The sequence below is a fragment of the Pacificoceanicola algae genome, assembly GCF_049341065.1.
In the GTDB taxonomy this organism is placed as follows: domain Bacteria; phylum Pseudomonadota; class Alphaproteobacteria; order Rhodobacterales; family Rhodobacteraceae; genus Pacificoceanicola.
In genome coordinates, this window is record NZ_JBMPIX010000002.1 from 352,326 (window position 1) to 377,232 (window position 24,907).

A 24,907-nucleotide genomic window follows, 5' to 3' on the forward strand; every position below is an offset into this window, starting at 1 on the left:
ACTGTCGGAACCGCTGTGATCGTCGCTGCTGTCGGAACCGCTGTGATCGTCGCTACTGTCGGAACCGCTGTGATCGTCAGTGCCGTTGTCATCGGTGCCATTGTCGTCGCTGCCCGAGTTATTGTCATCGCTATATTGCGTTTCGGTCTGCGTCTGTGTCTGGGTCTGCGTTTTTTCGGCGGTCTGCTCGCTCGCCTTTGCCTGCTTCATTTCCTGGCTGACAACTTTGCCAGTCGCCCGGTCATAGACGACCTCCAGCTTTTGATCGCCGCGAACAGCTTCGAATTTCGTCTGGCCGTTGCGTGTCTTGATCTCAAGCGTCTGGAAGCCCTGGGATTGCAGTTGTGCGACAACCTGGTCGTTGAAGGCATCGGCAAAAGCCATCGTGCCAAAAAGAAGAGCGGCGCCGGTCGAGAGCAGGAGTTTGGTTTTCATAGGACATATCCTTTGGTTTGGTTTCTAACGAGACACCGTTGGGGATTGCGGTGCCACTGGGACATGACTGCCCTCGGCCGAGCCTGATTGATATTGCCGCAAAGTTTAGTTTCGCCGCAATAAACGCAGGATAGAGTGGCCTAAACCAAAGTTTATACGGCCGGCAACAGCCCGATTTTTCTGCCTTTTGGCCGATAGATGTGGGCTTTCTGTTTAAGCCGGGAGCGAAACCCGGCCTGCCGAGCATTGAACAGGGCGGTGGCGGCATTGCGCACCTAACAAAAGCAAAAGGGCAGCCACAAAGCTGCCCTTTTCTAATTTCGCCAATGACCAGTCTTTAGTCGGCTTTGCGCCCTTCGGTGCCGGACATGTCGACACCAAGGTGCTTGGCGACGGTGAAGATATCCTTGTCGCCACGCCCGCAGAGGTTCATGCAGATGATGTGATCCTTCGGCAGTTTGGGCGCGATCTTCATGACATGGCCCAGCGCGTGGCTGGGTTCGAGCGCCGGAATGATGCCCTCGGTCTCGCAGCACAGCTGGAAGGCCGCCAACGCTTCTCTGTCGGTGATCGAGACATATTCGGCGCGGCCCACGTCATGCAGCCAGGAATGCTCCGGCCCGATGCCGGGATAATCCAGACCCGCAGAAATCGAGAAACCTTCAAGGATCTGGCCATCCTCATCCTGCAGCAGATAGGTCCGGTTGCCGTGCAGCACGCCGGGGCGTCCGCCGGTGAGAGAGGCGCAATGCTCCATCTTTTCGTTCACACCCTTGCCACCCGCTTCGACGCCGATGATCTGAACATCCTTGTCGTCAAGGAAGGGATAGAACAGGCCCATGGCGTTCGAGCCGCCGCCTATGGCCGCGACCAGCGTGTCGGGCAGACGGCCTTCGGCCTCCATCATCTGCTCGCGGGTTTCCTTGCCGATGATCGACTGGAAATCGCGGACCATGGCCGGATACGGGTGCGGGCCGGCGACGGTGCCGATGCAATAGAACGTGTCGCGCACGTTGGTGACCCAGTCGCGCAGCGCGTCGTTCATCGCGTCCTTCAGCGTGCCACGACCGGACGTGACGGGGATCACTTCGGCGCCCAGCAGCTTCATGCGGAAGACGTTGGGCTGCTGACGCTCTACGTCGTGGGCCCCCATGTAGACCACGCATTTGAGACCGAACTTGGCGCAGACGGTGGCGGTTGCCACGCCATGCTGCCCTGCCCCGGTTTCCGCGATGATCCGGGTCTTGCCCATGCGGCGCGCCAGAATGATCTGGCCCAGCACGTTGTTGATCTTGTGCGCGCCGGTGTGGTTCAGCTCATCCCGCTTCATATAGACCTTGGCACCGCCAAGGCGGTCGGTCAGGCGTTCGGCGAAATACAGCGGCGACGGGCGGCCAACGTAATGCTTCCAGAGAAAATCCATCTCGGCCCAAAAGGATTTGTCCGTCTTGGCTTTCTCGTATTCCTCTTCCAACGAAAGGATGAGCGGCATGAGCGTTTCAGACACGAAACGTCCGCCGAAAATGCCAAAGCGACCCTTTTCATCGGGGCCGTTCATGAACGAGTTGAACAGGTCGTCCGCCATGTGAATTCTCCGCTGTCTTTTGCCGATCTACATAGGTTGCAGCCGCGCAAAAGACCATGCGGAAAATCGCGTCAGGCCACCGCGGCGTGCCGGGCCGAGTGCCAAAGCAAGGCAATTTCCTCCTTTGAAGGTGGCTTTTGGCAAACAAAGGAATGGGCCGCGTAGCAACGCGCCCCGCTTTGAGCGGCCATTTCGACATTGGCCATGTCGTTGCTCCACTCGAAATGTTCGAGGGACTCGGCGGATGTCCAGACCAGCGCTGTGTATTGGATATGGCCTGACTTGAACAGTTTGGCCCCTTTGAAGCCGGGCAAAGCCTTGCCTGCGGTTTTCAAAGCGCGGATGGAACTGAGCAGTGAAACTGCTTTCAACCAGCCTGCGGGTTCCAGGCCGATGACAAGAACATGGTACATAGCGTGCCTCCCTGGGTCACGAGCTAAATACCCCCACAGAGGCCCATTAACCTATTTGCAGCCATTTTTCAAGCTTTTGCGCCTGCCGCCGCCCGCTCCAGCGCCGGGTAACGCAATCCAAGCGTGATGCCGCGCGCCAGCATCGAGATCAGCATCGCCATCCAAAGCCCGTGATTTCCCATCGGTTCGAGCAGCGCCCAGAGCGCCACAAGATAGATTGCTGCCGAGACAAACATCATGTTGCGCATATCCGCCGAGCGTGTGGCGCCGATGAAAATCCCGTCCAGCATGATCAGCCCCAGCATGAAAATGGGCGTCATCACCATCCACGGCAGGTAAAGACGCGCCGCCTGCTGCACCTCGGGATCTTTTGCCATGATATCGATGAGCCACGGGCCGATCATGGCAAAGCAAACGGCCATGATCACTGCAAAGATCAGCGCCCATATCGAGGTCAGCTTGGCTCCGCGCCGGATACTGGCGACGGCGCCCGCGCCAAAGGCCTGCCCGACGATCGCCTCGGCGGCAAAGGCAAAGCCATCCAGCGCATAGCCGGTGATATGCAGGAATTGCAGCAGGACCTGATTGGCCGCCAGCGTGACCGAGCCGAAGCGACCGCCAAGCAGCAGGAAGGACACAAAGATCGCCTGAAGCAGCATCGAGCGGATCAGGATATCGGTGTTGACCACCGCCATGCGCCGCAGTTTCTCGCGGTCAAAAACCCGGGTCCAGTCGCGCCAGTCCGGCACACCAAAGGCTGCGCGGCACAGCACCAGCCCCAGCGCAAGCCCCGACCATTCTGCCAGAAAGGTGGCAAAGGCCACGCCATCGACGCCCCAGCCCAGTTGCAACACAAAGACCAGATCGAGGCAGACATTCACGCCGTTCATCCACAGCTGCAATATCAGGACATCGCGGGTGCGCTCTTGCGCGATCAGCCATCCGGTGATGCCATAGATCGCGATGGCGGCAGGGGCAGACCAGATGCGGATCTGCATATAGGCGCGGGCAAGATCTTCGACATGGGCGCTGGCGGGGGACAACCGGAAGGCGGCCCAATAGACCAGATCCTGAAGAAAGATCAGCGCGATGCCGCCCGCAATGCCGATCATCAGGGCGCGGGTCAGCAGGGCTGCGACTTCGGGGCGGTTGCCTTCGCCAGCGGCCTGCGCCGTGAGGCCGACAGTGCCCATGCGCAGAAACCCGAAAATCCAGTAGACCGCGCTGAGGATGATGGCGCCGACGCCGACGGCGGCGATGGGCTCAGCTTCCGGGATTTGACCGACCACGCCGGTGTCGACCGCGCCGAGGATCGGAATGGTGACATTTGCCAGCAGGATCGGCAGGGCGATCTTGAGGACGCGGGCATGGGTGATCGGTTTGGCTTGGGTCATGCGGGTGCTTTTGAGGCGCGGGTGCTGAGGCCCGGCCCCCGTGAAGGGGCTGGATATTTGACAGGAAGCAAAGCGGATCAGCCGTCTTTTCGGGGCATCAGGAAATGCGCGGTGGCATGGGCAAAAGGACGGTCGTGATTGTCTTGCCAGGCTTCGGCCTGAACCGAGGCATAGCGGCGCCCCAAGCGGGTGACACGCGCGCGCGCATAGGCGTCGCGCGGCAGTCCCGTGCGCAGGTAATCCACCGTGAAATCGATGGTCTTGGGCAAGCGCGGCAGTTTCCCGGCCGTCATCTGGTCGGCGTCGAGTACGCCGGTTTCGATATCCTCCCAAAGCCACGTCCAGTTCAGGGTGATCATGGCGGTCACTTCGAGGAAGGCCGCGGTCACTCCACCATGAATCGCGGGCAGAAAGGGGTTGCCGATCAGCTTTTCGTCAAATGGCAAAACGGCGGTCAGTTCGTCGCCGCGACGGTCAAAGCTGATGTTCAGGTATTGGATATAGGGCACACCAGACACCAGCGCGCCGAGGGCGGCATCGCGGCGCTGTTTGACAATCTGGACCGGTTCGGGCGGCTTGCGGATCATTTCACCTCCTCCACGGTAAATGCGCCGCTGGCGCTGGCAACCGGGTTTTCCCGATCCTCGTCAAAGGCGGTGGCGCGGACAAAGGCGACTGATCGGGTGATGTGGTAGCAGGTCGCCCGGCAGGTGATGATCTGACCGGGAGTCGCCGGGCGCATGTAGTCGATACGCAGATTGATCGTGGCAGTTCCCGCCGGCGAATTGGGGTGGCTCATGACGGCGGCGCCGCTGCAGGTATCCATCAAGGCTGAGACCGCGCCGCCGTGGATGACGCCGGTTTCGGGATCGCCGATAAAGCGGGGATCATAAGGCAATTGGATTTCGGCGATACCATCCCCGATTTCGGTAATCTCCATGCCCAATGCCTTGCTGTGCGGAATAAGTTCGATGAACTGGCGGGCGATGGTGGCCTTGTCTGCGGTCATGAGGAACTCCTTCGTGATCTTTATGGGCAGCGACGCGGCGCGCTGCAAGCGGGCATTGCCCTTGCTGCCGCCGGGGCCTATCCTTGGAGTTGGGGAGATGCAGAATGTCCGAGACACGCCTGAGCTTTAAGGAAATGTGCGCCAAATTCGAGGTCACGCCCCGAACATTGCGCTACTACGAGTATATCGAACTGCTGACCCCCGAACGGCAGGGACGGTCCCGTTTTTACGGCCCGCGCGAAGTGGCCCGGATGACGCTGATCCTGCGCGGCCGCAAATTTGGATTCCAACTTGAAGAAATTCGCCAGTGGCTGCTGATTTACGAACATGAAGGCACCGAAGCGCAGATGAAGGCATGGATCGACATGGCCAATCGCCAGCTGGCGGAATTGACCGAGCAGCGCCAACAGCTCGATGACGCCATGGACGAGCTCAAACAGTTGCGGGATCAGACGCAGCGCACGCTGGACGGCTGATCGAAACGGCCGACTCGGCCAAACATTGCGATTTTCTTGCCTTGTTGGAATGCTTCTGACGAAGGTTCAAACGCGGTCTTGCAACTTGAGGTAGGGAATTCCCGACCAGGCACTCAAAGCGCTTTGAAACAAAGTTTCGCGCGGGTGCCGTTGACGTTGCTTTATGTTACGTCAACCTGAAAGTGACGTGGCGTATGAGTTACGTCAACGATTTTTCCCATTGTATGAATAGTCGGAAATCAGCACCTCACTGTGCATGACGTAACGCGAAGTGAGGATAGAGACATGAGTGACGACCGCGTGATGACGATCAGGGAAATGTGCGATTCTTTCGAGGTGACGCCGCGCACCTTGCGCTTTTACGAGCAGAAGGAATTGTTGTTTCCCATCCGTGAAGGCCAAAAACGCCTGTTTACCCGGCGCGACCGGGCCCGCCTGAAACTGATCCTGCGGGGCAAACGCTTTGGGTTCAGCCTGGAAGAGATCCGGCAGCTTCTGGATCTGTACCATGTTGGCGACCAGCAACAGACCCAGCTTCAGCGCTCTTACGAAGTGGCGCAGGATCGTCTGGCCGATCTGGAAAAGCAACGCGAAGAATTGAACGCTGCAATCGAAGATTTGCAGGACCAAATGAAATGGGCCGAGCGTATGCTGGCCTCGATGTCACAACAGAAACGACAGGCCGGGTAAGCCCCGGCCTCGAACACCCCACGGAGGATTTCCATGCCGACCTACACCGCTCCGGTCAAAGACCAGCAGTTCATTTTGCACGAGGTGCTGAAGATCTCCGAGCAAGACGTGCCGGGATATGACGACCTGGACTCGGAAACGACAGAGGCGATCCTTGGAGAAGCCGCCAAGTTGGCCGAAAATGTGCTGGCGCCGCTGAACGTGGTTGGCGACGAACAGGGCTGCACCTTGGAAAACGGCGTGGTGCGCACGCCCGAAGGCTTCAAGGCGGCCTTTGACCAAGTGCGTGACGGCGGCTGGACGGCGTTGGACTGCGATCCGGACTATGGCGGACAGGGTCTGCCCTATCTGATCAGCACAGCCGTGGGCGAGATGTTCAGCTCTGCCAATATGGCGTTCAACATGTACCAGGGCCTGACCCATGGCGCGTATAACGCCATTCACGCGCATGGTTCGGACGAACAAAAGGCACTGTACCTTCCCAAGATGGTCAGCTGCGAATGGGGCGGCACCATGAACCTGACCGAGCCGCATTGCGGCACCGATCTGGGGCTGATCCGCACCAAGGCCGTGCCGGACGGCGACGGCACTTACAAGATCACCGGCCAGAAGATCTGGATCTCTGCTGGTGAGCACGACATGTGCGACAACATCATTCATTTGGTGCTGGCAAAACTGCCCGACGCGCCCGAAGGCGTGAAAGGCATCAGCCTGTTCATCGTGCCGAAATTCATGGTGAACGAAGACGGCAGCCTTGGGGATCGCAATGCGGTGTCCTGCGGCGGGCTAGAAAAGAAGATGGGCATTCACGGCAATGCCACCTGCGTGATGAATTATGATGGCGCGACCGGCTTTCTGGTGGGCGAGGCGCACAAGGGGATGCGCGCCATGTTCACCATGATGAACGAAGCCCGCCTCGGCGTCGGCCTTCAGGGCTATGCTCAGGGCGCAGTGGCCTATCAGAACGCGCTTGGCTTTGCACTGGACCGTGTTCAGGGCCGCGACGTGACTGGTGTGAAGAACCCCGATGGCCCCGCCGATCCGATCATCGTGCACCCGGATGTACGCCGCAATCTGATGGACCAAAAGTCGATCACCGAGGGCGCGCGCGCCTTCACCTATTGGGGGGCGTCCTTGATCGACCGCTCGCACCGGGCCGATGACGCGGCGGCCGAGGGACTGATTTCCCTGATGACCCCGGTCATCAAGGGGTTCCTGACCGACAAGGGCTTTGAAACCTGCGTTCTGGCGCAGCAGACCTTGGGCGGGTCGGGCTTTACCCGCGAATGGGGGCTGGAGCAGTTCGTGCGCGATGCCCGCATCACCATGATCTACGAAGGCACAAACGGCATTCAGTCGCTGGACCTTGTAGGTCGCAAGCTGGGCCAGGACGGCGGCAAGCATGTCATGGCCTTCTTCGAGATGGTCAAAGGCTTCATCTCCGAGAACAAAGGCCAGGACGAAGAGTTCGACGCGCAATTCCTTGAACCGCTCAAGGCTGCGAGCAAGGATCTGCAAGCCGCAGGGATGTATTTTATGCAAAATGGCATGAAGACCCCGAACAACGCGCTGTCCGGCTCTTATGATTTCATGCACCTTTTCGGCCATGTCTGCCTTGGCCTGATGTGGGGAAGGATGGCGCTGGCCGCCAAGGCCGCTCTGGCCGCGGGCGCAAGCGATCCGGCGTTCTACGAGACCAAGATCACCACGGGCCGCTATTACATGGCCCGGCAACTGCCAATGACCGCGACCCACCTCGCCCGGATCCAATCCGGCGCGGACACTGTTATGGCGCTGGACGCCGCTCAGTTCTGAATCACCACTCCGCGCCCGTCGCCAACATCCGGAGGCGGGCGACGGGCCGGGCAGTTGTCACCATGTCAAACGCCCGGAACTGTGCTGAACAGTAAGGGCGGTTTTCACATTTGGCTTGATGCTTGCCCGGTGCACGGGGCATTCTTGACGGTCGGCAATCTTGGGGGAAAGGGTTGATATGCCAAAAAGATTTCGTCTGACGCGGCGTTTTCCTGTTGCCATGACCGAAGATGGCTATCGTAACCTTCGGAACTTTGCCGCCGAAGCCGGGTTGGACGAAGGAGAAGCACTTTCCTTTCTGTTTGAACACTTCGACAGTGTGACAGACAGCGAAGCGCTTGCGCACCGGCTGAGATTGTTCAACGCGGATTTGGACGCGCGAAAGCGATGAGGGAGGAAGCGTCATGGCTTGGATGACAGAAGAACACGCCATGCTGGGCGAGATGACACGCAAATTCATCGAAACCGAGTGGCAGCCGCTGTACGACAAATGGCGCAAGCAAGGCCAGATGGACCCCGAGACATGGGCTCAGGCCGGCGAGCTGGGCCTGCTTTGCCCCTCGATCCCCGAGGAATATGGCGGCGCGGGCGGCGATTTCGGCCATGAGGCGGTGATCCTGATGGAAGCGGCGCGCGCCAATCTGGCGTCTTGGGGGCACGGCATCCACTCGGGCATCGTGGCGCATTACATCCTGTCCTACGGCACGGAAGAGCAAAAACATCGCTGGCTGCCCAAGATGGTGACCGGAGAATTGGTCGGCGCCTTGGCTATGACCGAACCTTCGGGCGGCTCGGATGTTCAGGCCATCAAAACCCGGGCGGTGAAAGAGGGCAACGCCTATCGCCTGTCAGGGCAAAAGACATTCATTACCAACGGTCAACACGCCAACCTGATCGTGGTGGCGGCCAAGACGGACCCGTCCTTGGGATCAAAAGGCACCTCTTTGATGGTCGTCGAAACCGAGCACGCCGAAGGGTTCGCGCGCGGGCGGAACCTTGAAAAGATCGGCTGCCACGCCGCTGACACCTCGGAATTGTTCTTTGACAACGTTGAGATCGCCCCGGAAAACCTGTTGGGCGACGAGGAAGGTCAGGGCTTTTACCAAATGATGAAGCAGCTCCCTCAGGAACGCCTGATCATTGGCTGCGGCGCTGTCGGCGCCATAGAAGGCGCGGTTGAACGAACCATTGCCTACTGCAAGGAACGTCAGGCCTTTGGCGGGCCGCTGACCCAGTTCCAGAACACCCGGTTCAAGCTGGCGGAATGCCAGACGAAGACCACGATCGCTCGCGCCTTTCTGGATGCCTGCATGGAGGAGCACCTGCGCGGAGAACTATCCGTCGAAAAGGCCGCCATGGCGAAATACTGGCTCTCGGACACGCAGGGAGAGGTGCTTGACGACTGCGTGCAGTTGCACGGCGGGTATGGGTTCATGCAGGAATATGCGGTGGCCGAGATGTGGGCCGACGCGCGGGTCCAGCGCATCTACGGCGGCACGAATGAAATCATGAAAGAACTGATTGCGAGGGGGCTTTGATGATTTCCGCCATGGCGTCCCAGGCCCGGGTCGGAGCCTCCGGCGGGGGTATTTGGAACAAGATGAAAAAGCAGGACCGCCTTGTTCCGGATCGGTTCCAAGACGGCCTGCCCATTTCAGATTGCCCAGCCGGCGCACTTATTGGGATTGACCCTATGGCGTGGACTGCGACGCTCTTCACCTTGTGCGGTCATCGGCTCCCCAGCCTGTACCGCAGACCAACGATGGCACACTCAATCTTAACAAGATGTTATCTTCCTTCGAATTTTCATCTTGTTGAAAATACCCCGCAGGGGTCTGGGGGTGCGAAACCCCCAGTACGACCTCGGACACAAGCGCAACGGGAGGCTACGCGCCATGACGATCAAACTTCACTGCTTTGGTGAATCCGGTAACGCCTACAAGGCCGCCTTGGCACTTGAACTTTCGGGCCTTGAGTGGGAGCCGGTCTATGTCGACTTTTTTGGCGGTGCCACCCGGACGCCTGAATATCTGTCCGAGATCAATGAAATGGGCGAAGCGCCCGTTCTGGTGGACGGTGATACTCGCCTGACCCAGTCTGGCGTGATTCAGATGTATGTTTCCGAGAAAAGCGGCAAATTCGGTGGCGACACCCCCGAAGAGGCGCGCGAGGTCATGCGCTGGATGTTTTGGGACAATCACAAGATGTCCTCGCAGGCCGGTATGACGCGTTTCCTGATGAACTTTCTGCCCGAGGACAAGCGCCCTGCCCCAGTCATCCAGTTCATGCATGGCCGCCTGAAAGCCGCGTACAAGACACTCGACACCCACCTTGCCGGGCGTGATTGGATTGTCGGAAACGGACCGACGAATGCTGATTTAAGTTGCTGCGGCTACCTGTTTTATCCCGAGCCCTTCGGCTTTGACCGGGCCGAGTGGCCCGAGATCGACCGATGGCTGTCGAATATCCAGGCCCTTGAGGGCTGGAAACATCCCTATGACCTGATGCCCGGTTCCCCCGCGGACCGCGCCTGACGAATGAAGGACACGAGCATGACCGAAGCCTATATCTATGACGCCCTGCGCACACCGCGCGGAAAGGGCCGCAAGGACGGCAGCCTGCACGAAGTGACCAGCCTGAGGCTCAGCGCGCTGGTTCTGAACGCCGTCAAGGAACGCAACGGCCTTGACGGTCATGCGGTCGAGGACGTGATCTGGGGCAATGTCACCCAAGTCGGCGAGCAAGGCGGCTGTCTTGCCCGCTCGGCGGTTCTGGCCTCTGATCTGGACCAGTCGATCCCCGGCCTTGCGATCAACCGCTTTTGCGCCAGTGGCATGGAGGCGGTCAATCTGGCCGCCAATCAGGTCAAAGGCGGCGCGGGCGAGGCCTATATCGCCGGTGGGGTCGAGATGATGGGCCGTGTGGCCATGGGCAGCGACGGCGCGGCGATTGCCGTCGATCCCAGCCTTGCCATGGAAACCTATTTCGTCCCGCAGGGGATCAGCGCCGATATCATCGCGACGGAATACGGCTTTAGCCGCGACGATGCGGATGCGCTTGCGATGGAATCGCAACGCCGTGCCGCAGCCGCTTGGGACGACAATCGATTTGCCAAATCCGTCATCACCGTGCGTGATGTCAACGGCCTGCCGATCCTTGATCACGACGAATACATGCGTCCCGGCACAGACATGCAAAGCCTTGGCGGGCTTAAACCTGCCTTCAAGGACATGGGCGAAGTCATGCCGGGCTTCGACAAGGTCGCCTTGATGAAGTACCCTCACCTTGAGCGGATCAACCATATCCACCATGCGGGCAACAGCTCGGGCATCGTGGATGGTGCTGCGGGCGTGTTGATCGGCAACAAGGAGTTCGGCGAAAAATGGGGCCTGACCCCGCGCGCCCGTATCAGGGCCACCGCCAAGATCGGCACCGATCCGACCATCATGCTGACCGGCCCCGTACCGGTGACGGAAAAGATCCTTGCGGACAGTGGCATGTCGATCAGCGATATCGACCTGTTCGAGGTCAATGAAGCCTTTGCCAGCGTAGTGCTGCGGTTCATGCAGGCCTTTGACGTGGATGCGGATCGGGTCAACGTCAATGGTGGCTCGATTGCCATGGGGCATCCGTTGGGGGCGACCGGGGCGATCATCATCGGCACCCTGCTGGATGAGCTGGAGCGCACCGGCAAGGGAACCGGCCTTGCCACGCTGTGCATTGCCTCGGGGATGGGCGCGGCAACAATCATCGAAAGGATCTGACAAGGAATGCCGCAGGCAATGGAGACATACCAACAGGTTCTCGATGCAATGACGGATGCCTTTCGCGCCCGTGATGCATCGGCTTTCCTGCGGCATATCAGGTTGCCCAATATCATGGCGACGGTTGATGGCAGCATCACCTATGACGACCGCGATCAGATGGCGACCTCGTTCAATCGCTACGCTGGTGAGCTTGACGCCCGAGGGATCGACCGGATCGAGAGGGAATGCGTCTCGGCCAGGTTCAATGCGCATGGAATACTTGAGGGATATCACCTGACCAGACTGTACCAAGGCGAAGACCTGGCGCTTGATCCGTTTACGACGCATCTCTTGTTCGAACGCTCAGAAGATGGCCAGTGGTTGAACTTTCGCTCTGAAACCGGGCTTGCGACACGTGCCTGGCCTGTCCTGCCCGAGCACGCGTTAGGCAATCCGCCCGACGGTGTGGAAGAACAGAATTTCGAAGCTTTCGGGATTTTCCAGACGCTCCTGAATGTCGTTACCCAGCATTATCTGACGGGTAATCTGGAGGGGTTGCATGAGACCGTTGAATATCCGTTGCACATGCACACCCGGCACGGCGAATTGGTGATAAACAACTTTGCCGATTTGAAAGCGGATTTCGACATCTACTTGAAAGAATTCAGCATTCATGGCGTAACCGACGTTCTGCGAACGGTAAAAAACGCAAGGTTTGTGTCCGATACCGAAATCACCGGCACCTACAAAACCTATATCCTGAACAAGGAACGCCTGGTCGTCGATCCTTACGAAAGCGAAATCATCCTGGGGCTGAGTCAGGCCGGGAAGTGGCGCATGCGCCGGGTCAATCATAGCCTGGGACATCTGAATTGGCGGCGCGAAGGAGTTGTACAATGACCGAAAAATATAGCGCGCTGGACATCTATCGCCGTCATCTGGACATTGTCACCACTGCTCTCTGGGGCAGGGATTGGGAAACTTTGGCAAGGAACCTCGCTGTGCCTAGCCGCATTCGCACTCAGGACACCGAAATCGTCATGACGACGGAACAGGACCTTTTTGAGCACATGTTCGCCGTGCGCAAAAGTCTTGGGACACTTGGAGCAACGAACTATCAACGTATACCCATCGCAGCCGAATACACAAACGCGGATAAGACCGAGATCGAAGGAACGCACACGGTCTATGTTCTGGGCGGCGGATCTTACATCATGGAACCCTTCGTGAGTTCGCAGACACTGATCCGGCAGAATGGCGTTTGGAAAGGCTACGATCTGAAATCAGGTGTCAAGAATTCAGCTCTGACCGTCATTGACCCCCAAACGATTCTGAAATTCTCCGCACGAAAGCAACAGCCTTCTGCAACAAAACAGGGTTCGGACCATGCCTAAGATCGATATCGACGCTATTCCGGTAAAAACCGGGTCGGGTTACCCGGCGCCTTTTGGCCAAATGTTCGAGGGTCGGCGCCAATACCGACTGGGCGTATCCGCCGGTCTGCACCAGTTTGGTGTCAACTTGGTCAAACTTGACCCAGGTGCGATGTCCTCGTTGCGCCATTGGCATGAAAATCAAGGTGAATTTCTGGTCGTCACTGCAGGTGAACTGACCCTTGTTGATGACAAGGGCGAAACGGTGTTGGCCGTGGGGGATTGTGCTGCCTTTCCGGCAGGCGATGCCAACGGCCATCATCTGGTCAACCGGTCTGACAGGGTTGGTGCCTTTATCGTCGTCGGCACAACGACAAAGACGGAAACCGCTTGGTATTCCGACATTGACATGAAGGTGCAGACTGCAGACGGAAGCAGCCATTTCACGCGACAAAATGGCGATCCCTTGCCAGTACCCGTCAACGACTTTGCGGCGATCAGTGAAAACCTGACCAAGGCGCTGGTCAACAATGACCTGGAGCTCTATCGCAGCCTGTTTCAATTGCCGGTCACAATCGTTCCGCGCGAAGGCAGCCCCTATCTCCTGAGCACCGAGGAAGAGTTCGCAGAAGATTTCCGCCTATACGCGCAATCAATGCAGTTGAACCACGTTACCGACATTTTCCGCGAAGTGCAGAGCAAGGAAATCTCGAAAAATGGCCTGAAACATGTGCGCGCGAGGGTTCATCTTCTGAACAATGCCAATCGTGTCGTGGCCCCTTTCGAGACCAACTTTTACCTATCCGAGAGCGAGGACGGTTGGCGTATTGTCCGCATCGAAAGCTCGCTTGGACATATCAACTGGACCCTCGGCATGGCGCGGATCACGCCCGACCAGACATTCGAAGATCACTAGACAAAGGGCGACCGCCAAAGGCGCGCCACATGACACGACAGACGGAGTATGACATGAGCGATTTTACAATGGACACCGGCGCCGACGGCGTTGCGGTCATCACGTGGGACGTCCCGGACAAGTCGATGAACGTGCTCAGCCTTGAGGGGCTTGATCAGCTCGACGCGCTGGTTGACGCCGCCCTCGCGGATGAGGCCGTGAAAGGCATCGTGATCACCAGCGGCAAAGACAGCTTTGCAGGTGGAATGGACCTGAATGTCATTGCCAAGATGAAGGAAATGGCGGGCGATGATCCGGCGCGCGGATTGTTCGAAGGGATCATGAAGATGCACACCCTGCTGCGCAAGATCGAGCGCGCCGGGATGGACCCCAAGACCAACAAGGGCGGCAAACCGATCGCTGCTGCCCTGCCCGGAACGGCGCTTGGCATCGGTCTGGAACTTCCGCTGTCCACGCATCGCATCTTTTGCGCCCCAGCGCCCAAGGCCAAGATCGGTCTGCCCGAAATCATGGTCGGCATTTTTCCCGGCGCTGGCGGCACAACCCGTCTGGTGCGCAAGATGGGCGCCATGGTGGCCAGCCCCTTCCTGCTGGAAGGCAAGCTTTCCGATCCGGTGCGCGCGCAAAAAGCAGGCCTGATCGACGAAGTGGTCGCCGACCCGGTCGGGGCTGCCAAGGAATGGGTGCTGAATGCCAAAGACGCGGACATCCTGAAACCCTGGGACGCCAAGGGCTATAAAATGCCCGGCGGCGCGCCTTATCACCCCGCGGGTTTCATGACCTTTGTGGGCGCCAGCGCAATGGTCAATGGCAAGACCAAGGGTGTCTACCCGGCCGCAAAGGCGCTTCTGTCAGCCGTCTACGAAGGCGCTCTGGTGCCCTTTGACACCGCCCTCAAGATCGAGGCGCGCTGGTTCACCAATGTGCTGATGAACCCCAGCAGCGGCGCGATGATCCGTTCGCTCTTCATCAACAAGGAAGCCTTGGAAAAAGGCGCAGTGCGGCCCGCAGGTGTGCCAGATCAAAAGGTATCGAAAGTCGGTGTTCTGGGCGCAGGCATGATGGGCGCAGGCATCGCGCTGGTCAGCGCACAAGCCGGGATCGAGGTGGTTCTGCTGGACCGAGATCAGGCCGCCGCCGACAAGGGCAAAGGCTATTCCGAAGCCCATGTCGCCAAGGGTCTGCAGCGCAAGAAGATCACAGAGGAGCAGGGCCAACAAATGTTGGACCGTATCCTTGCCACGACAGATTATGACGCGCTGAAAGGCTGCGATCTGATCATCGAGGCGGTTTTTGAAGATCCCAAGATCAAGGCCGAAGTGACCCGCGCGGTGGACGCGGTGACCGGCGACGACTGCATCTTTGCCACCAACACCTCGACCCTGCCGATTTCCGAGCTCGCCAAGGCCAGCAAGAACGCCGATCAGTTCATCGGCATCCACTTCTTCAGCCCGGTCGACAAAATGCTGCTGGTCGAGATCATCAAAGGCAAGCAGACCGGCGACCGAGCCGTGGCCAAGGCGCTGGATTTTGTTCGCCAGATCCGCAAGACGCCGATTGTGGTCAACGATGCGCGCTTTTTCTACGCCAACCGCTGCATCATCCCCTACATCAACGAAGGCATCCGCATGGTCAAAGAGGGCGTCGCCCCCGCCCTGATCGAAAATGCCGCCAAGATGGTCGGAATGCCTTTGGGGCCGCTGCAACTGGTCGATGAAACCTCGATTGATCTGGGCGCCAAGATCGCCCGCGCGACCAAGGCCGGGATGGGCGACGCCTATCCCGATGGCGAAGTCGACGAAGTGATCTTCTGGATGGAAGAACAGGGGCGTCTGGGACGCAAATCCAAGGCTGGCTTCTATGACTATGATGAGGCAGGCAAACGCGTGGGTCTGTCCCAGATGGTACAGGACAAGTACCCGCAATCCGAGGACCAGCCCGACCTGATCGAAGTGCAGCACCGCCTGCTGTTCGTGCAATCGCTCGAGGCCGTGCGGGCTCTGGAAGAAGGCGTGCTCATGGACATTCGCGAAGGCGACGTGGGCGCCATCCTTGGCTGGGGCTTTGCGCCTTGGTCCGGTGGCCCGCTGTCCTGGCTCGACATGATCGGCGCGCCTTACGCGGCCGAGCGTTGTGACCATCTTGAAGCAGCATATGGCCCGCGCTTCGCCTGCCCTGACCTGTTGCGCGAAATGGCTGACAAGAACCAAAGCTTTTACGGCCGTTTTGGCGGCGAAACGTCAAAGGCCGCATGATGCTAGGCCGGGCGGGGGCTTGTCCCCTGCCCGCCCCTACAGGTCATCGCGTTCTTGCCGGTCGATCTGCGGTGCCGTGGTGCACCAGTTGTCCTCGACCGCGACCCAATGAACATCCCCCTCGGTCGCCGCAACAATGATCCGCCCCGGTTCCGAGGTTACTATGCTGGCAGCGAGCAGGTTGAGAAAAGTGGCAAGTGCTTCAGCCGAAATACACATTGTTTGGATCCTTCCAAATGGGTCGCTGAACTGACCAGTGCGCCCTCCCACGGGGTGACAAGACAACCTTGGTTCGGGAAACAATAGCCCGCGCACGGAAAATTTCCCGCTTACCGGGCCCGGAGTGACGGGTCACACGCCCGTTTTCGCCGCCTGTGCACACTTATCTGACACATTCGGAATACCACTCCCCTTGCCAATTCCGGCGCAAGCAAACACCATGCGCGCATATTGGAACCGGGCAGACCTATGAAATCAGCGGACAGAAAACTTGATGAGGCCGCGCGCGCCGCATGGCTGGCCTATGTGGCAGGTCTGAAACAGGACGAAATCGCCATGCTGATGGGAATTTCTCGGCAATCGGCGCAGCGCCTTGTTGCGCAAGCCGGACAAGCCGGGCTGATCAAGACACGGATCGACCACCCGATCGCCGAATGTATGGAATTGGCCCAAGTCCTGAAGGACCGGCATGGGCTTGCCGTCTGCGAGGTTGTTCCCTCTCTGGGGACGACGCAGGCTTCGGGGCTGGCGGTTGCCCATGCCACCGGCGACATGATTGAACGGTGGCTTGGAAAAGAGGCGCCACAAGTGATCGGGCTTGGCACCGGGCGGACGCTGCGCTCAGCAGTCGAACATATGCCGCATATTATCTGCGATCAGCACAAGATCGTTTCGCTGACAGGCAATATCGCTCCTGACGGCTCGACCGCCTTTTACAACGTTCTGTTCACCATCGCCGACAAGGTCACCGCGCAGACCTATCCCATGCCGCTGCCGGTAATCGCAGCCACAGCGGACGAACGCACCGCGCTGCTGGCGCAGGCCACGCTGGCCAACACGCGCTCGCTTGCCAAACAGACCAATGTTCGCTTTGTCGGTGTGGGCCCGATGTTGGATCAAGCGCCCCTTGTCGCCGACGGCTTTATCACCGCCGAAGACCAGCAACGCCTTGTTTCCAAAGGCGCTGTTGGCGAAATCATCGGCTTCATCTTCGACCGGGACGGCCAGTTGCTAGAGGATGAGATCAACGACCGCGTCAGCAGTGCTGCGCTGCGTCCATCCCCTGATCGCCCAACCATCGGCGCGGCTCATGGCAAGGGCAAACTGACCGCGATCCACGCCGCCCTGACGGGCACTTTGATCGACGGCCTGATCACCGATGCCGACACTGCACGAGCGCTTCTCACTCTCTGACACTTTGCAGTTGCAGCATATGTTTTTCGCCTCAAATCCCGCTTGATGCTTGCCGAAACCGGTTTCGGAAGCTCCCCTAACGGTGGGAGGACGAATCAAGCATGCAGGACGCCAGCATTCAAAGGCCCAACAAAGCCCGCGCAAAACGTGTGACCATTGACGATCTGGCCAAGCAATTGGACCTGACCAAGGGCACGGTCAGCCGCGCGCTGAACAACTACCCGGACATCTCTGAAACAACGCGTTTGCGGGTGCGCAAGGCGGCCGATCGGCTGGGCTATCGCCCGCTGTCACATGCGCAGGCTATCCGCACCGGGCGCACCCGTTCAATCGGGCTGGTGCTGGAGGTGAACGAGCACGATGCGCACCGCCCCTTTGTCGATAAATTCCTTGCCGGGCTGTCCGAAGCCGCCTCGCGCGAGGATTGGACCATGACGGTCGCCACTGCCGCCAGCAACGAAGACACCCTGCGGCTGCTGCAAAAACTCGCGGATGAACGGAAGGCTGACGGGTTTATCCTGCCGCGCACCAAGCTGCACGATCCGCGCATCGACTTTCTGCGCGACCACGAAATTCCCTTTGTTCTTTATGGCCGTACCGCCGACCCGACCGGCTGCGCATGGTTCGACATCACCAGTGAAGACGCCATGTGCGAGGCTGTGAAAAAACTGGCAGCGCTGGGTCATCGCCGCATCGGTTTTGTGCCGGGGGGCGCGGGTTACACCTATGCGCAGCTGCGCCGTGATGGGTACAAAGCGGGACTGAAGGCCGTTGGTCTGCCCTTTGATCCGGCCTTGGTGGCGGACCCGGCGGTCAATGCGGCAGCGGGCGAGGCTTCGGCGCATATGCTGGTGTCGCTGGAGCAACCGGCGACGGCCATCCTTTATTCTGTCGATCGGGCCGCGCTTGGCGCCTATGAAGCCGCTCGGCAGAAGGGCCTGATGATCGGGCGGGATCTGTCGATCATGTCCTACGATGGCATTCCCGAAAGCGCGATGATTGATCCACCGCTGACCACATGGGCGGTGGACACCCGCAAGGCTGGCGAAAGGCTGGCCGAACTATTGATCCGTCTGATCCGGGGCAGCGATCCCGAAGACTGCCGCGAACTGGCCCCGGCGCAATTTCTCGACCGCGCCTCGCACGGGCCTGCACCAGAACACCACGACCAATGACAACAAGGGAGCAAGACCAACAATGACCAAACATATGAAATTGCTGACAAGCAGCGCCATGGCGCTGGCCTTCATGGCTGGGGCGGTGTCCGCCGATACCATCCGCTTCTGGACAACCGAGGAACAGCCCGAGCGACTGGCCAAGCAAGAAGAGATGGCCGCGGCCTTCCAGAAAATGACCGGCACCGAGGTTGAGGTCATCCCGGTTTCCGAATCCGATCTGGGCACCCGCGCCACCGCCGCCTTTGCCGCCGGTGATCTGCCGGACGTGATCTATCACACGTTGCAATACGCCCTGCCCTGGGCGGAGGCGGGCATTCTGGACACCGAGGCCGCCACCGAAGTTATTGAAGATCTCGGGGCGGATACTTTCGCGCCCGGCGCGCTGGCGATGGCCGCCTATGAGGGCGACACAGCCTCGGTTCCGGTGGACGGCTGGACGCAGATGATCGTCTACCGCAAGGATCTCTTCGACGCGGCGGGCCTTGAAGCGCCAACCACCTATGCCGCCGTCGAGGCCGCATTGGCCAAGCTGCACAACCCGCCGGAAATGTATGGCTTTGTCGCCGCCACCAAGGTCGACGAAAACTTTATGTCTCAGGTGCTGGAGCATGTCTTCCTTGCCAATGGCGTGTCGCCAGTTGGGCCAGACGGCTTCCAGCCGCTGGACGAAGCCAAGACCACCGAGGTGCTGGAGTTTTACAAGGCCATCGCAGATGCCTCGCCTCCGGGTGATCTGTATTGGGATCAGTCGCGCAGCCTTTACTTCAGCGGCAACGCGGCCATGATCATCTGGTCGCCGTTCATTCTGGACGAACTGGCCGGCTTGCGCGACAGCGCCCCGCCGACCATCAATGACGACCCCACCAGCCCCGAGCTTGCCTCCAAGACCGGGATCGTGACCAACTTTGCAGGCCCCTCCAACCCGGACGGCGCAGCTTGGGGCGACATCCGCTATTTCGGGATCACCACCGATGCGGACACCGATGCCGCGATGGAGTTCGTCAAGTTCTCGATGGGGGACGGCTATGGCGACACGCTGTCCATCGCCCCCGAAGGCAAGTTCCCCGTGCGCGCGGGCACCGCTGATGAGCCGAACAAGTTCAAGGACTTGTGGGCAACCCTTCCCGTAGGCGTGGACCGCAAGGCGCCGCTGGGCGATCTCTATGACAAGGCGATGATCGACGAGATTGTTGGCGGTCTGGACGTGGCCCAGCGTTGGGGCGTCGCGGACGGTCAGCTGTCGCTGGCCTCCAAGATGATCAACAGCCAGGCCATCAACCGCATCGTGCGCCAATACATTGACGGTGAAGTGGACGCTGCGGGAGCCGTGGCGGCGATGAACGAAGAACTGGGCGCGATCAAGTAACGCCTTGCACCTCGCGCCCCGAGAACGGCCTCGGGGTGCGAGACCATTCAACCAAGGGTTTTGGATATGACAGCAGCGATCCCCCCGACAGGCACAACCCCCTTGGCCCGGCGCGAGGCGCGGCTGGCCTGGGGCCTGCTTGCGCCCACATTGATCAGCGTGGCGCTGGTGGTGATCCTGCCCTTGCTGGCGATCTTCTGGATATCATTCAAACCCATCGGTCTGTCAGACCTGCGCCCTGCAGCCCCGGTCGTGCGCGAAAGCCTGCGCGGCTCGGGCGAGGATTTGCGGATCGAATACCGCATTCGAAACTCCAGTCAGGATACCGAAGTCACCGGCGTCACACTGCGCGACAGCATCCCGGAAGGGCTGGAACTGGGCGCGTTGCCCGAAGGGTGCACTCTGACGGAACGCGATCTCATGTGCGAGATTGGCACGCTTGAGCCCGGTTACAACGAACGCCTGCGCCTGCCCGCCACCGCCACCGCCACCGCCGCCGACGCGGACGCCGCCGAAAAGGCCGCTGAAGACGGCGAGCCGGTCGTGACGGGACGCTCAGACAGCATCCTGACGAACAACACCTTCACCTTGGGCAATTTCGCGCGGATCTTTGACGGTTCGGAATTCTGGGGCGTGCTGGGAGTGACGTTGTTTTACACCGTGGTTGGCACGGTCGGCGCCCTTGTCGTCGGGCTGTTCGCGGCGCTGCTTCTGGACAAGAGCTTTCGTGGTCAGGGCATTTTGCGCGGTCTCTACCTGTTCCCCTATGTCGCGCCGGTGATCGCGGTCGCCTTTTCATGGTTGATCCTGTTCGACCCTTTCTCGGGGTCGGCAAATGCCTTGCTGATCCAGATGGGGGTGACCAGTGAGGCGATCAATTTCTTTGGCGAAAAACCCTTGGCGCTGATCATGGTCACGGTCTTCGAGATCTGGCGATATTTCCCGCTGTCCTTTCTGTTCATCCTCGCGCGGATGCAATCGATCGATACCGACATGTACGAAGCCGCCGATATGGACGGGGCCAGCCCCTTTCAGCAGTTCTGGTATCTGAGCCTTCCGCAACTGCTCGGGATCCTGTCGGTCCTCTTCCTGCTGCGCTTCATCTGGACCTTCAACAAGTTCGACGACATCTTTCTTCTCACCGGCGGGAACGCCGGAACCCGGACGCTGACCGTGAATGTCTACGAGCAGGCCTTTGCCGTGTCGAACATCGGCGCTGGGGCCGCGGTGGCGGTTGTGATTTTCCTCTGTCTGCTGGGCTTTTCCGTCTTCTTCTTCAAATACGTGAGCCGGGAGGAAGGGCTATGAGCGTTCTGAGGCACGGCTATGTGACTGGCCCGGTGATCGGGGCGCTATGGGTCTTTGTGGCGGCAGTTACCGTTTCGGTCGGCATGAGCTTTGCCACGGGTCAGGCCTTTCGCCCGTCCTTGATATACTCGCTCATCGTGGGCGCCCCGTTGGGCGCGGCCTGCATGGGCGGCAGACCGTTGTGGCCAATGATGGTGGCAGGCTGTCTGGGTTTTGTCGGCCTGTTGTTGTTGGGCATCGGGCCGGTTCTGAGCGAGGCCGGGATGCTTGCCAAGCTGATTGCAGGCCTCGTGCTGGGCGCCGCCGTGGTCTGGCCCCTGCTACACTATCTGGACGAGGTCGAAAAAGCCCCGCTGACCCGGCATATATTCGAAGACGCGGTGATCCGCTTTCTGACCGGCTTTGGCTATGTCTTCTTCACCGCCATTGTCGCGATCCCGTTTTACGTCATGGTCATGACCAGCCTGAAGAACCAGTCACAGCTGATCCAGAACCCGCTCGATTTCTCGCTGGATCTGAGCCAGGGCTGGGGCTTGTTCCGGTCCTATTTTGAACTCTTCGCCGATTTCAACTTTGGCACTTACCTGCTGAATTCTCTGGTGATTTCGGTGCTGACCGTGTTTATCACCCTCGCCTTCAGCATCCCCGGTGCCTATGCGGTGGCGCGGCTTCGGTTCAAGGGGCAGGCAGTCTTGTCGCGTTCGATCCTGCTGATCTACATGGTGCCGATCATCGTCCTGGCGCTGCCGATCTACATCGCCTTTTCGATGACCGGGCTGCGCAACACCATTCTGGGCATTCTGCTGATCTATCCGGTCACGACCATCCCGGTGGCGCTGTACATGCTGCAAGGCTATTTCCGCGGTCTTCCGGCCGAGATCGAAGAGGCCGGGCTGATGGACGGGCTGTCGCGCCTGAAGGTGATCTGGAAGATCACCCTGCCACTGTCGCTGCCAGCCATGGCATCGGTCAGCCTCTATGTTTTCATGATTGCCTGGAACGAGTTTCTGCTGGCCTTCATGCTGCTGGACGATCCGTCAAAGTTCACGCTGACGCGCGGGATCGCCAGCCTCAACTCCTCAGAAATCCCAAGGCAGCACCTGATGGCGGGATCGGTCGTGGCGACCGTGCCGATCATGGTTCTGTTCCTTGGACTTGAACGCTTTATGACGAAAGGGCTGACCGCCGGGTCGGTGAAAGGATGAGCATGGACCATATCAGCATGGACGAGCAGGCCCGCGCAATCCTGCGGGGCAACGATCGGGGCGGCTATACGGTGCCGACCGCGGGGCTTTATCCCTACCAGTGGAATTGGGACAGCGCCTTTGCCGCATGGGGGTTTGCGCAATTCGATATCCCGCGCGCCTGGCAGGAACTTGAGACACTGTTCAGCGGCCAATGGCCCAGCGGAATGGTGCCGCACATCCTGTTTCACAAACCCGATCCGGGATATTTCCCGGGGCCGGACGTGTGGGGCGCCGAGGACAAGGGGCCGATCCCAAGTTCGGGCGTTAGCCAGCCGCCGGTCGCCGCCAGCTTTGTCCGGGCCGTTTTTGAAAAGGACCCAAGTGCCGGAAAAACGCACCTGCGCGGGCTCTTTGGCAAGCTGGTGGATTGGCACCGATGGTTTATGACCTGGCGCTGCGATGGCGGTGCGATCTTCATCACCCACCCTTGGGAAGCTGGCCGCGACAATGCCCCCGACTGGGACGAAGCCATGGCCGCGATCGACCCGCAAGGCGTGGGCGAATATACCCGCCGCGACACCAGCCATGTGGACCCGGCCATGCGCCCCACCAAGGAAGACTATGATCGCTACATCTGGCTGGTGCAGCGCGGGCGGCGGCTGGGCTGGGATGATGCCAAGATGGCCGAGGCGATGCCCTTCAAGGTGGCTGACCCGACGATGACCTTCATCCTGCTTCGTGCGAACCGCGATCTGGCCGCTTTGGCCGATGCCCTGGGCGAAGACCGCAGCGAAATCGACAGCTGGACCGCGCAGCTTGAGACTGGTGCCGCGCGGCTGCGCAATGCCTCTGGTGTCTTCGACGGGATCAACCTGAACACGGGCAATCACACCGGCCATGTCTCCTGCGCGTCGTTTCTGTGTTGGTACGGCGGCGTTGAAAGCAACGTGATGCAAGACGAATTGAAACAGGCATTCGAGGCCTGCGCCTATCCCATTCCCAGCCACAAGACAGGGACAGAGATCTTTAACCCAAAACGGTATTGGCGCGGCCCAACATGGGCCATTCTGAACGCTTTGATCGGACGCGGTCTTGCCGAGATGGGCCATGACCAAGACGCGGCAAGGCTGTGCGATCTGACCCGAGAATTGATCGCCCGCCATGGCTTTGCCGAATACTTCGATCCAATGACCGGTGACCCCGCGGGTGGAGGCACCTTTACCTGGACCGCCGCGGTCTGGCTGGCCTGGGCCTCGCCCAGCGCGGGAGGCGTGTGATGGGGTCGATCAATCTGAAAGCGGTCGAAAAGTGGTTCGGCAATGTGCAGGTGATCAAAGGCGTGGACTTTGAAGTTGCCGATGGCGAATTTGTGGTTTTTGTCGGCCCCTCGGGCTGTGGCAAGTCAACCCTTTTGCGGATGATCGGCGGGCTTGAGGATATCAGCCGTGGCACGCTTGAGATCGACGGGCGCGACGCGACACCCGAGCCGCCCAGCAAACGCGGGCTGGCGATGGTGTTCCAAAGCTATGCGCTCTATCCGCATATGTCGGTGCGCGACAACGTTGGTTTCAGCCTCAAGACCTCGGGCGCGCCGAAAGAGGAAATCGCCCGCAAAGTCGATCACGCCGCCGAAGTTCTGAAACTTGGCCCCTATCTGGACCGCCGCCCAAAGGACCTGTCTGGCGGGCAACGCCAGCGGGTGGCCATCGGGCGCTGTATCGTCCGCGACCCCACGGCCTTTTTGTTTGACGAACCACTGTCCAATCTTGACGCCGCGCTGCGGGTCGAAATGCGGTATGAGATCGCCAAACTGCACCAGTCGCTGAAATCCACCATGATCTATGTGACCCACGATCAGGTCGAGGCAATGACGCTGGCCGACAGGATCGTGGTGCTGGAGTTCGGCAAGATCGCGCAGGTCGGCTCGCCTCGGGAACTGTATGAAAGGCCTGCAAACCTGTTTGTCGCGCAATTCATCGGCAGCCCCAAGATGAACATTCTGCCCTGCAGCACCGAAGGCGGCTCCTATGCTCTTGAAGGTGGGCGCAGCGCGGCGTTTGACGGCGCGCGGCCTGCCCGCCATCTGGGTATCCGGCCGGAACACATCGACATCAATGCGCCCGGCGAAGGGCAGTGCGACGGGGTCATCGACGTGATTGAATACCTTGGCGCCGACAGCTTTCTGGTCGTCGATTGCGGCCCCTTGGGCAGGATCACCCAGCGCAGCAGCGGTGACATTACCCACCGCGCCGGGGATTATGTGGGGCTGGCGTTCGACGCCGAGCGGCTTTCCTTTTTCGACAGAGAAGGTTTGCGGATCTGACCACTGTGGGAATTGCGGATACCGG

25 protein-coding genes are annotated in these 24,907 nt (G+C 59.7%); 18 read left to right on the top strand and 7 right to left on the bottom strand.

All coding sequences use genetic code 11. From position 1 onward, the window contains the following. The 6 genes from ACOYQJ_RS04270 to ACOYQJ_RS04295 form a co-directional block, all read right to left on the bottom strand. Positions 1 to 435: PepSY domain-containing protein (locus ACOYQJ_RS04270; RefSeq protein ID WP_422904763.1), on the bottom strand; the 435-nt coding region annotated here is incomplete at its 3' end. 337 nt (positions 436 to 772) lie between these two features. After that, positions 773 to 2,020, bottom strand: coding sequence for a tryptophan synthase subunit beta (trpB, locus tag ACOYQJ_RS04275; RefSeq protein ID WP_422904764.1), 1,248 nt, complete (start codon positions 2,018 to 2,020; stop codon positions 773 to 775). Between the two features lie 71 nt (positions 2,021 to 2,091). Continuing rightward, positions 2,092 to 2,433 carry a hypothetical protein gene (locus tag ACOYQJ_RS04280; protein WP_422904765.1) on the bottom strand — a complete coding sequence of 114 codons (342 nt, stop codon included), beginning with the start codon at positions 2,431 to 2,433 and terminating at the stop codon, positions 2,092 to 2,094. A 68-nt stretch (positions 2,434 to 2,501) separates the two neighbouring features. Then, positions 2,502 to 3,827 carry an MATE family efflux transporter gene (locus ACOYQJ_RS04285; protein WP_422904766.1) on the bottom strand — a complete coding sequence of 442 codons (1,326 nt, stop codon included), beginning with the start codon at positions 3,825 to 3,827 and terminating at the stop codon, positions 2,502 to 2,504. A gap of 77 nt (positions 3,828 to 3,904) precedes the next feature. Continuing rightward, positions 3,905 to 4,414, bottom strand: coding sequence for a PaaI family thioesterase (locus ACOYQJ_RS04290; protein ID WP_422904767.1), 510 nt, complete (start codon positions 4,412 to 4,414; stop codon positions 3,905 to 3,907). Next, complete coding sequence (locus ACOYQJ_RS04295; protein ID WP_422904768.1) at positions 4,411 to 4,836, bottom strand: PaaI family thioesterase; 426 nt, start codon at positions 4,834 to 4,836, stop codon at positions 4,411 to 4,413. The genes ACOYQJ_RS04290 and ACOYQJ_RS04295 overlap by 4 nt, the downstream gene beginning before the upstream one ends. A gap of 104 nt (positions 4,837 to 4,940) precedes the next feature. Between ACOYQJ_RS04295 and ACOYQJ_RS04300 the strand changes: the two genes are divergently transcribed. The 11 genes from ACOYQJ_RS04300 to ACOYQJ_RS04350 all read left to right on the top strand — a co-directional run bounded on the left by ACOYQJ_RS04300 (position 4,941) and on the right by ACOYQJ_RS04350 (position 16,107). Then, positions 4,941 to 5,312, top strand: coding sequence for a MerR family transcriptional regulator (locus ACOYQJ_RS04300; protein WP_422904769.1), 372 nt, complete (start codon positions 4,941 to 4,943; stop codon positions 5,310 to 5,312). A 285-nt stretch (positions 5,313 to 5,597) separates the two neighbouring features. Next, positions 5,598 to 6,002 carry a MerR family transcriptional regulator gene (locus tag ACOYQJ_RS04305; RefSeq protein WP_422904770.1) on the top strand — a complete coding sequence of 135 codons (405 nt, stop codon included), beginning with the start codon at positions 5,598 to 5,600 and terminating at the stop codon, positions 6,000 to 6,002. A 33-nt stretch (positions 6,003 to 6,035) separates the two neighbouring features. After that, positions 6,036 to 7,817, top strand: a complete 1,782-nt coding sequence (locus ACOYQJ_RS04310) for an acyl-CoA dehydrogenase C-terminal domain-containing protein (RefSeq protein ID WP_422904771.1) — start codon at positions 6,036 to 6,038, stop codon at positions 7,815 to 7,817. 178 nt (positions 7,818 to 7,995) lie between these two features. Continuing rightward, entirely contained in the window at positions 7,996 to 8,208 is a 213-nt protein-coding gene (locus tag ACOYQJ_RS04315) for a hypothetical protein (protein WP_422904772.1), read from the top strand. Positions 8,209 to 8,221: 13 nt separating this feature from the next. Beyond that, complete coding sequence (locus tag ACOYQJ_RS04320) at positions 8,222 to 9,355, top strand: acyl-CoA dehydrogenase family protein (protein WP_422904773.1); 1,134 nt, start codon at positions 8,222 to 8,224, stop codon at positions 9,353 to 9,355. 357 nt (positions 9,356 to 9,712) lie between these two features. Beyond that, a complete protein-coding gene (locus tag ACOYQJ_RS04325; protein WP_422904774.1) occupies positions 9,713 to 10,351 on the top strand; it encodes a glutathione S-transferase family protein in 639 nt (212 codons plus the stop codon). 18 nt (positions 10,352 to 10,369) lie between these two features. After that, on the top strand, positions 10,370 to 11,581 hold the full coding sequence (locus tag ACOYQJ_RS04330; protein ID WP_422904775.1) for an acetyl-CoA C-acetyltransferase: 1,212 nt from the start codon (positions 10,370 to 10,372) through the stop codon (positions 11,579 to 11,581). Between the two features lie 6 nt (positions 11,582 to 11,587). Beyond that, a complete protein-coding gene (locus tag ACOYQJ_RS04335) occupies positions 11,588 to 12,463 on the top strand; it encodes a hypothetical protein (RefSeq protein WP_422904776.1) in 876 nt (291 codons plus the stop codon). Next, positions 12,460 to 12,957, top strand: coding sequence for a hypothetical protein (locus ACOYQJ_RS04340; RefSeq protein ID WP_422904777.1), 498 nt, complete (start codon positions 12,460 to 12,462; stop codon positions 12,955 to 12,957). Before ACOYQJ_RS04335 ends, ACOYQJ_RS04340 begins: the two co-directional genes overlap by 4 nt. Next, on the top strand, positions 12,950 to 13,852 hold the full coding sequence (locus ACOYQJ_RS04345; RefSeq protein ID WP_422904778.1) for a cupin domain-containing protein: 903 nt from the start codon (positions 12,950 to 12,952) through the stop codon (positions 13,850 to 13,852). Before ACOYQJ_RS04340 ends, ACOYQJ_RS04345 begins: the two co-directional genes overlap by 8 nt. 53 nt (positions 13,853 to 13,905) lie before the next feature. Beyond that, entirely contained in the window at positions 13,906 to 16,107 is a 2,202-nt protein-coding gene (locus tag ACOYQJ_RS04350) for a 3-hydroxyacyl-CoA dehydrogenase NAD-binding domain-containing protein (RefSeq protein WP_422904779.1), read from the top strand. A 36-nt stretch (positions 16,108 to 16,143) separates the two neighbouring features. Here ACOYQJ_RS04350 and ACOYQJ_RS04355 read toward each other — a convergent pair whose 3' ends face one another. Next, positions 16,144 to 16,326: a hypothetical protein gene (locus ACOYQJ_RS04355; RefSeq protein WP_422904780.1), complete on the bottom strand. Its 183-nt coding sequence runs from the start codon at positions 16,324 to 16,326 to the stop codon at positions 16,144 to 16,146. Positions 16,327 to 16,575: 249 nt separating this feature from the next. Here ACOYQJ_RS04355 and ACOYQJ_RS04360 point away from each other — a divergent pair, with 249 nt between their 5' ends. The 7 genes from ACOYQJ_RS04360 (at position 16,576) to ACOYQJ_RS04390 (ending at position 24,882) form a co-directional block, all read left to right on the top strand. Then, a complete protein-coding gene (locus tag ACOYQJ_RS04360; protein ID WP_422904781.1) occupies positions 16,576 to 17,520 on the top strand; it encodes a sugar-binding transcriptional regulator in 945 nt (314 codons plus the stop codon). A gap of 101 nt (positions 17,521 to 17,621) precedes the next feature. Continuing rightward, positions 17,622 to 18,695 carry a LacI family DNA-binding transcriptional regulator gene (locus ACOYQJ_RS04365; RefSeq protein WP_422904782.1) on the top strand — a complete coding sequence of 358 codons (1,074 nt, stop codon included), beginning with the start codon at positions 17,622 to 17,624 and terminating at the stop codon, positions 18,693 to 18,695. Between the two features lie 34 nt (positions 18,696 to 18,729). Further along, complete coding sequence (locus ACOYQJ_RS04370; protein ID WP_422904783.1) at positions 18,730 to 20,064, top strand: ABC transporter substrate-binding protein; 1,335 nt, start codon at positions 18,730 to 18,732, stop codon at positions 20,062 to 20,064. Between the two features lie 66 nt (positions 20,065 to 20,130). Next, positions 20,131 to 21,372, top strand: coding sequence for a carbohydrate ABC transporter permease (locus ACOYQJ_RS04375; protein ID WP_422904784.1), 1,242 nt, complete (start codon positions 20,131 to 20,133; stop codon positions 21,370 to 21,372). After that, complete coding sequence (locus ACOYQJ_RS04380; protein ID WP_422904785.1) at positions 21,369 to 22,577, top strand: carbohydrate ABC transporter permease; 1,209 nt, start codon at positions 21,369 to 21,371, stop codon at positions 22,575 to 22,577. Before ACOYQJ_RS04375 ends, ACOYQJ_RS04380 begins: the two co-directional genes overlap by 4 nt. A gap of 2 nt (positions 22,578 to 22,579) precedes the next feature. Beyond that, positions 22,580 to 23,836, top strand: a complete 1,257-nt coding sequence (locus ACOYQJ_RS04385) for an MGH1-like glycoside hydrolase domain-containing protein (RefSeq protein WP_422904786.1) — start codon at positions 22,580 to 22,582, stop codon at positions 23,834 to 23,836. Further along, complete coding sequence (locus ACOYQJ_RS04390) at positions 23,836 to 24,882, top strand: ABC transporter ATP-binding protein (protein WP_422904787.1); 1,047 nt, start codon at positions 23,836 to 23,838, stop codon at positions 24,880 to 24,882. The genes ACOYQJ_RS04385 and ACOYQJ_RS04390 overlap by 1 nt, the downstream gene beginning before the upstream one ends. The last annotated feature ends 25 nt before the right edge of the window (positions 24,883 to 24,907 follow it).

What these genes read in the sequence shown, in the direction of transcription:
- trpB (WP_422904764.1), bottom strand. Translation starts at nt 2,020, where the DNA reads ATGGCGGACGACCTGTTCAACTCGTTCATGAACGGCCCCGATGAAAAG.
- ACOYQJ_RS04280 (WP_422904765.1), bottom strand. Translation starts at nt 2,433, where the DNA reads ATGTACCATGTTCTTGTCATCGGCCTGGAACCCGCAGGCTGGTTGAAA.
- ACOYQJ_RS04285 (WP_422904766.1), bottom strand. Translation starts at nt 3,827, where the DNA reads ATGACCCAAGCCAAACCGATCACCCATGCCCGCGTCCTCAAGATCGCC.
- ACOYQJ_RS04290 (WP_422904767.1), bottom strand. Translation starts at nt 4,414, where the DNA reads ATGATCCGCAAGCCGCCCGAACCGGTCCAGATTGTCAAACAGCGCCGC.
- ACOYQJ_RS04295 (WP_422904768.1), bottom strand. Translation starts at nt 4,836, where the DNA reads ATGACCGCAGACAAGGCCACCATCGCCCGCCAGTTCATCGAACTTATT.
- ACOYQJ_RS04300 (WP_422904769.1), top strand. Translation starts at nt 4,941, where the DNA reads ATGTCCGAGACACGCCTGAGCTTTAAGGAAATGTGCGCCAAATTCGAG.
- ACOYQJ_RS04305 (WP_422904770.1), top strand. Translation starts at nt 5,598, where the DNA reads ATGAGTGACGACCGCGTGATGACGATCAGGGAAATGTGCGATTCTTTC.
- ACOYQJ_RS04310 (WP_422904771.1), top strand. Translation starts at nt 6,036, where the DNA reads ATGCCGACCTACACCGCTCCGGTCAAAGACCAGCAGTTCATTTTGCAC.
- ACOYQJ_RS04315 (WP_422904772.1), top strand. Translation starts at nt 7,996, where the DNA reads ATGCCAAAAAGATTTCGTCTGACGCGGCGTTTTCCTGTTGCCATGACC.
- ACOYQJ_RS04320 (WP_422904773.1), top strand. Translation starts at nt 8,222, where the DNA reads ATGGCTTGGATGACAGAAGAACACGCCATGCTGGGCGAGATGACACGC.
- ACOYQJ_RS04325 (WP_422904774.1), top strand. Translation starts at nt 9,713, where the DNA reads ATGACGATCAAACTTCACTGCTTTGGTGAATCCGGTAACGCCTACAAG.
- ACOYQJ_RS04330 (WP_422904775.1), top strand. Translation starts at nt 10,370, where the DNA reads ATGACCGAAGCCTATATCTATGACGCCCTGCGCACACCGCGCGGAAAG.
- ACOYQJ_RS04335 (WP_422904776.1), top strand. Translation starts at nt 11,588, where the DNA reads ATGCCGCAGGCAATGGAGACATACCAACAGGTTCTCGATGCAATGACG.
- ACOYQJ_RS04340 (WP_422904777.1), top strand. Translation starts at nt 12,460, where the DNA reads ATGACCGAAAAATATAGCGCGCTGGACATCTATCGCCGTCATCTGGAC.
- ACOYQJ_RS04345 (WP_422904778.1), top strand. Translation starts at nt 12,950, where the DNA reads ATGCCTAAGATCGATATCGACGCTATTCCGGTAAAAACCGGGTCGGGT.
- ACOYQJ_RS04350 (WP_422904779.1), top strand. Translation starts at nt 13,906, where the DNA reads ATGAGCGATTTTACAATGGACACCGGCGCCGACGGCGTTGCGGTCATC.
- ACOYQJ_RS04355 (WP_422904780.1), bottom strand. Translation starts at nt 16,326, where the DNA reads ATGTGTATTTCGGCTGAAGCACTTGCCACTTTTCTCAACCTGCTCGCT.
- ACOYQJ_RS04360 (WP_422904781.1), top strand. Translation starts at nt 16,576, where the DNA reads ATGAAATCAGCGGACAGAAAACTTGATGAGGCCGCGCGCGCCGCATGG.
- ACOYQJ_RS04365 (WP_422904782.1), top strand. Translation starts at nt 17,622, where the DNA reads ATGCAGGACGCCAGCATTCAAAGGCCCAACAAAGCCCGCGCAAAACGT.
- ACOYQJ_RS04370 (WP_422904783.1), top strand. Translation starts at nt 18,730, where the DNA reads ATGAAATTGCTGACAAGCAGCGCCATGGCGCTGGCCTTCATGGCTGGG.
- ACOYQJ_RS04375 (WP_422904784.1), top strand. Translation starts at nt 20,131, where the DNA reads ATGACAGCAGCGATCCCCCCGACAGGCACAACCCCCTTGGCCCGGCGC.
- ACOYQJ_RS04380 (WP_422904785.1), top strand. Translation starts at nt 21,369, where the DNA reads ATGAGCGTTCTGAGGCACGGCTATGTGACTGGCCCGGTGATCGGGGCG.
- ACOYQJ_RS04385 (WP_422904786.1), top strand. Translation starts at nt 22,580, where the DNA reads ATGGACCATATCAGCATGGACGAGCAGGCCCGCGCAATCCTGCGGGGC.
- ACOYQJ_RS04390 (WP_422904787.1), top strand. Translation starts at nt 23,836, where the DNA reads ATGGGGTCGATCAATCTGAAAGCGGTCGAAAAGTGGTTCGGCAATGTG.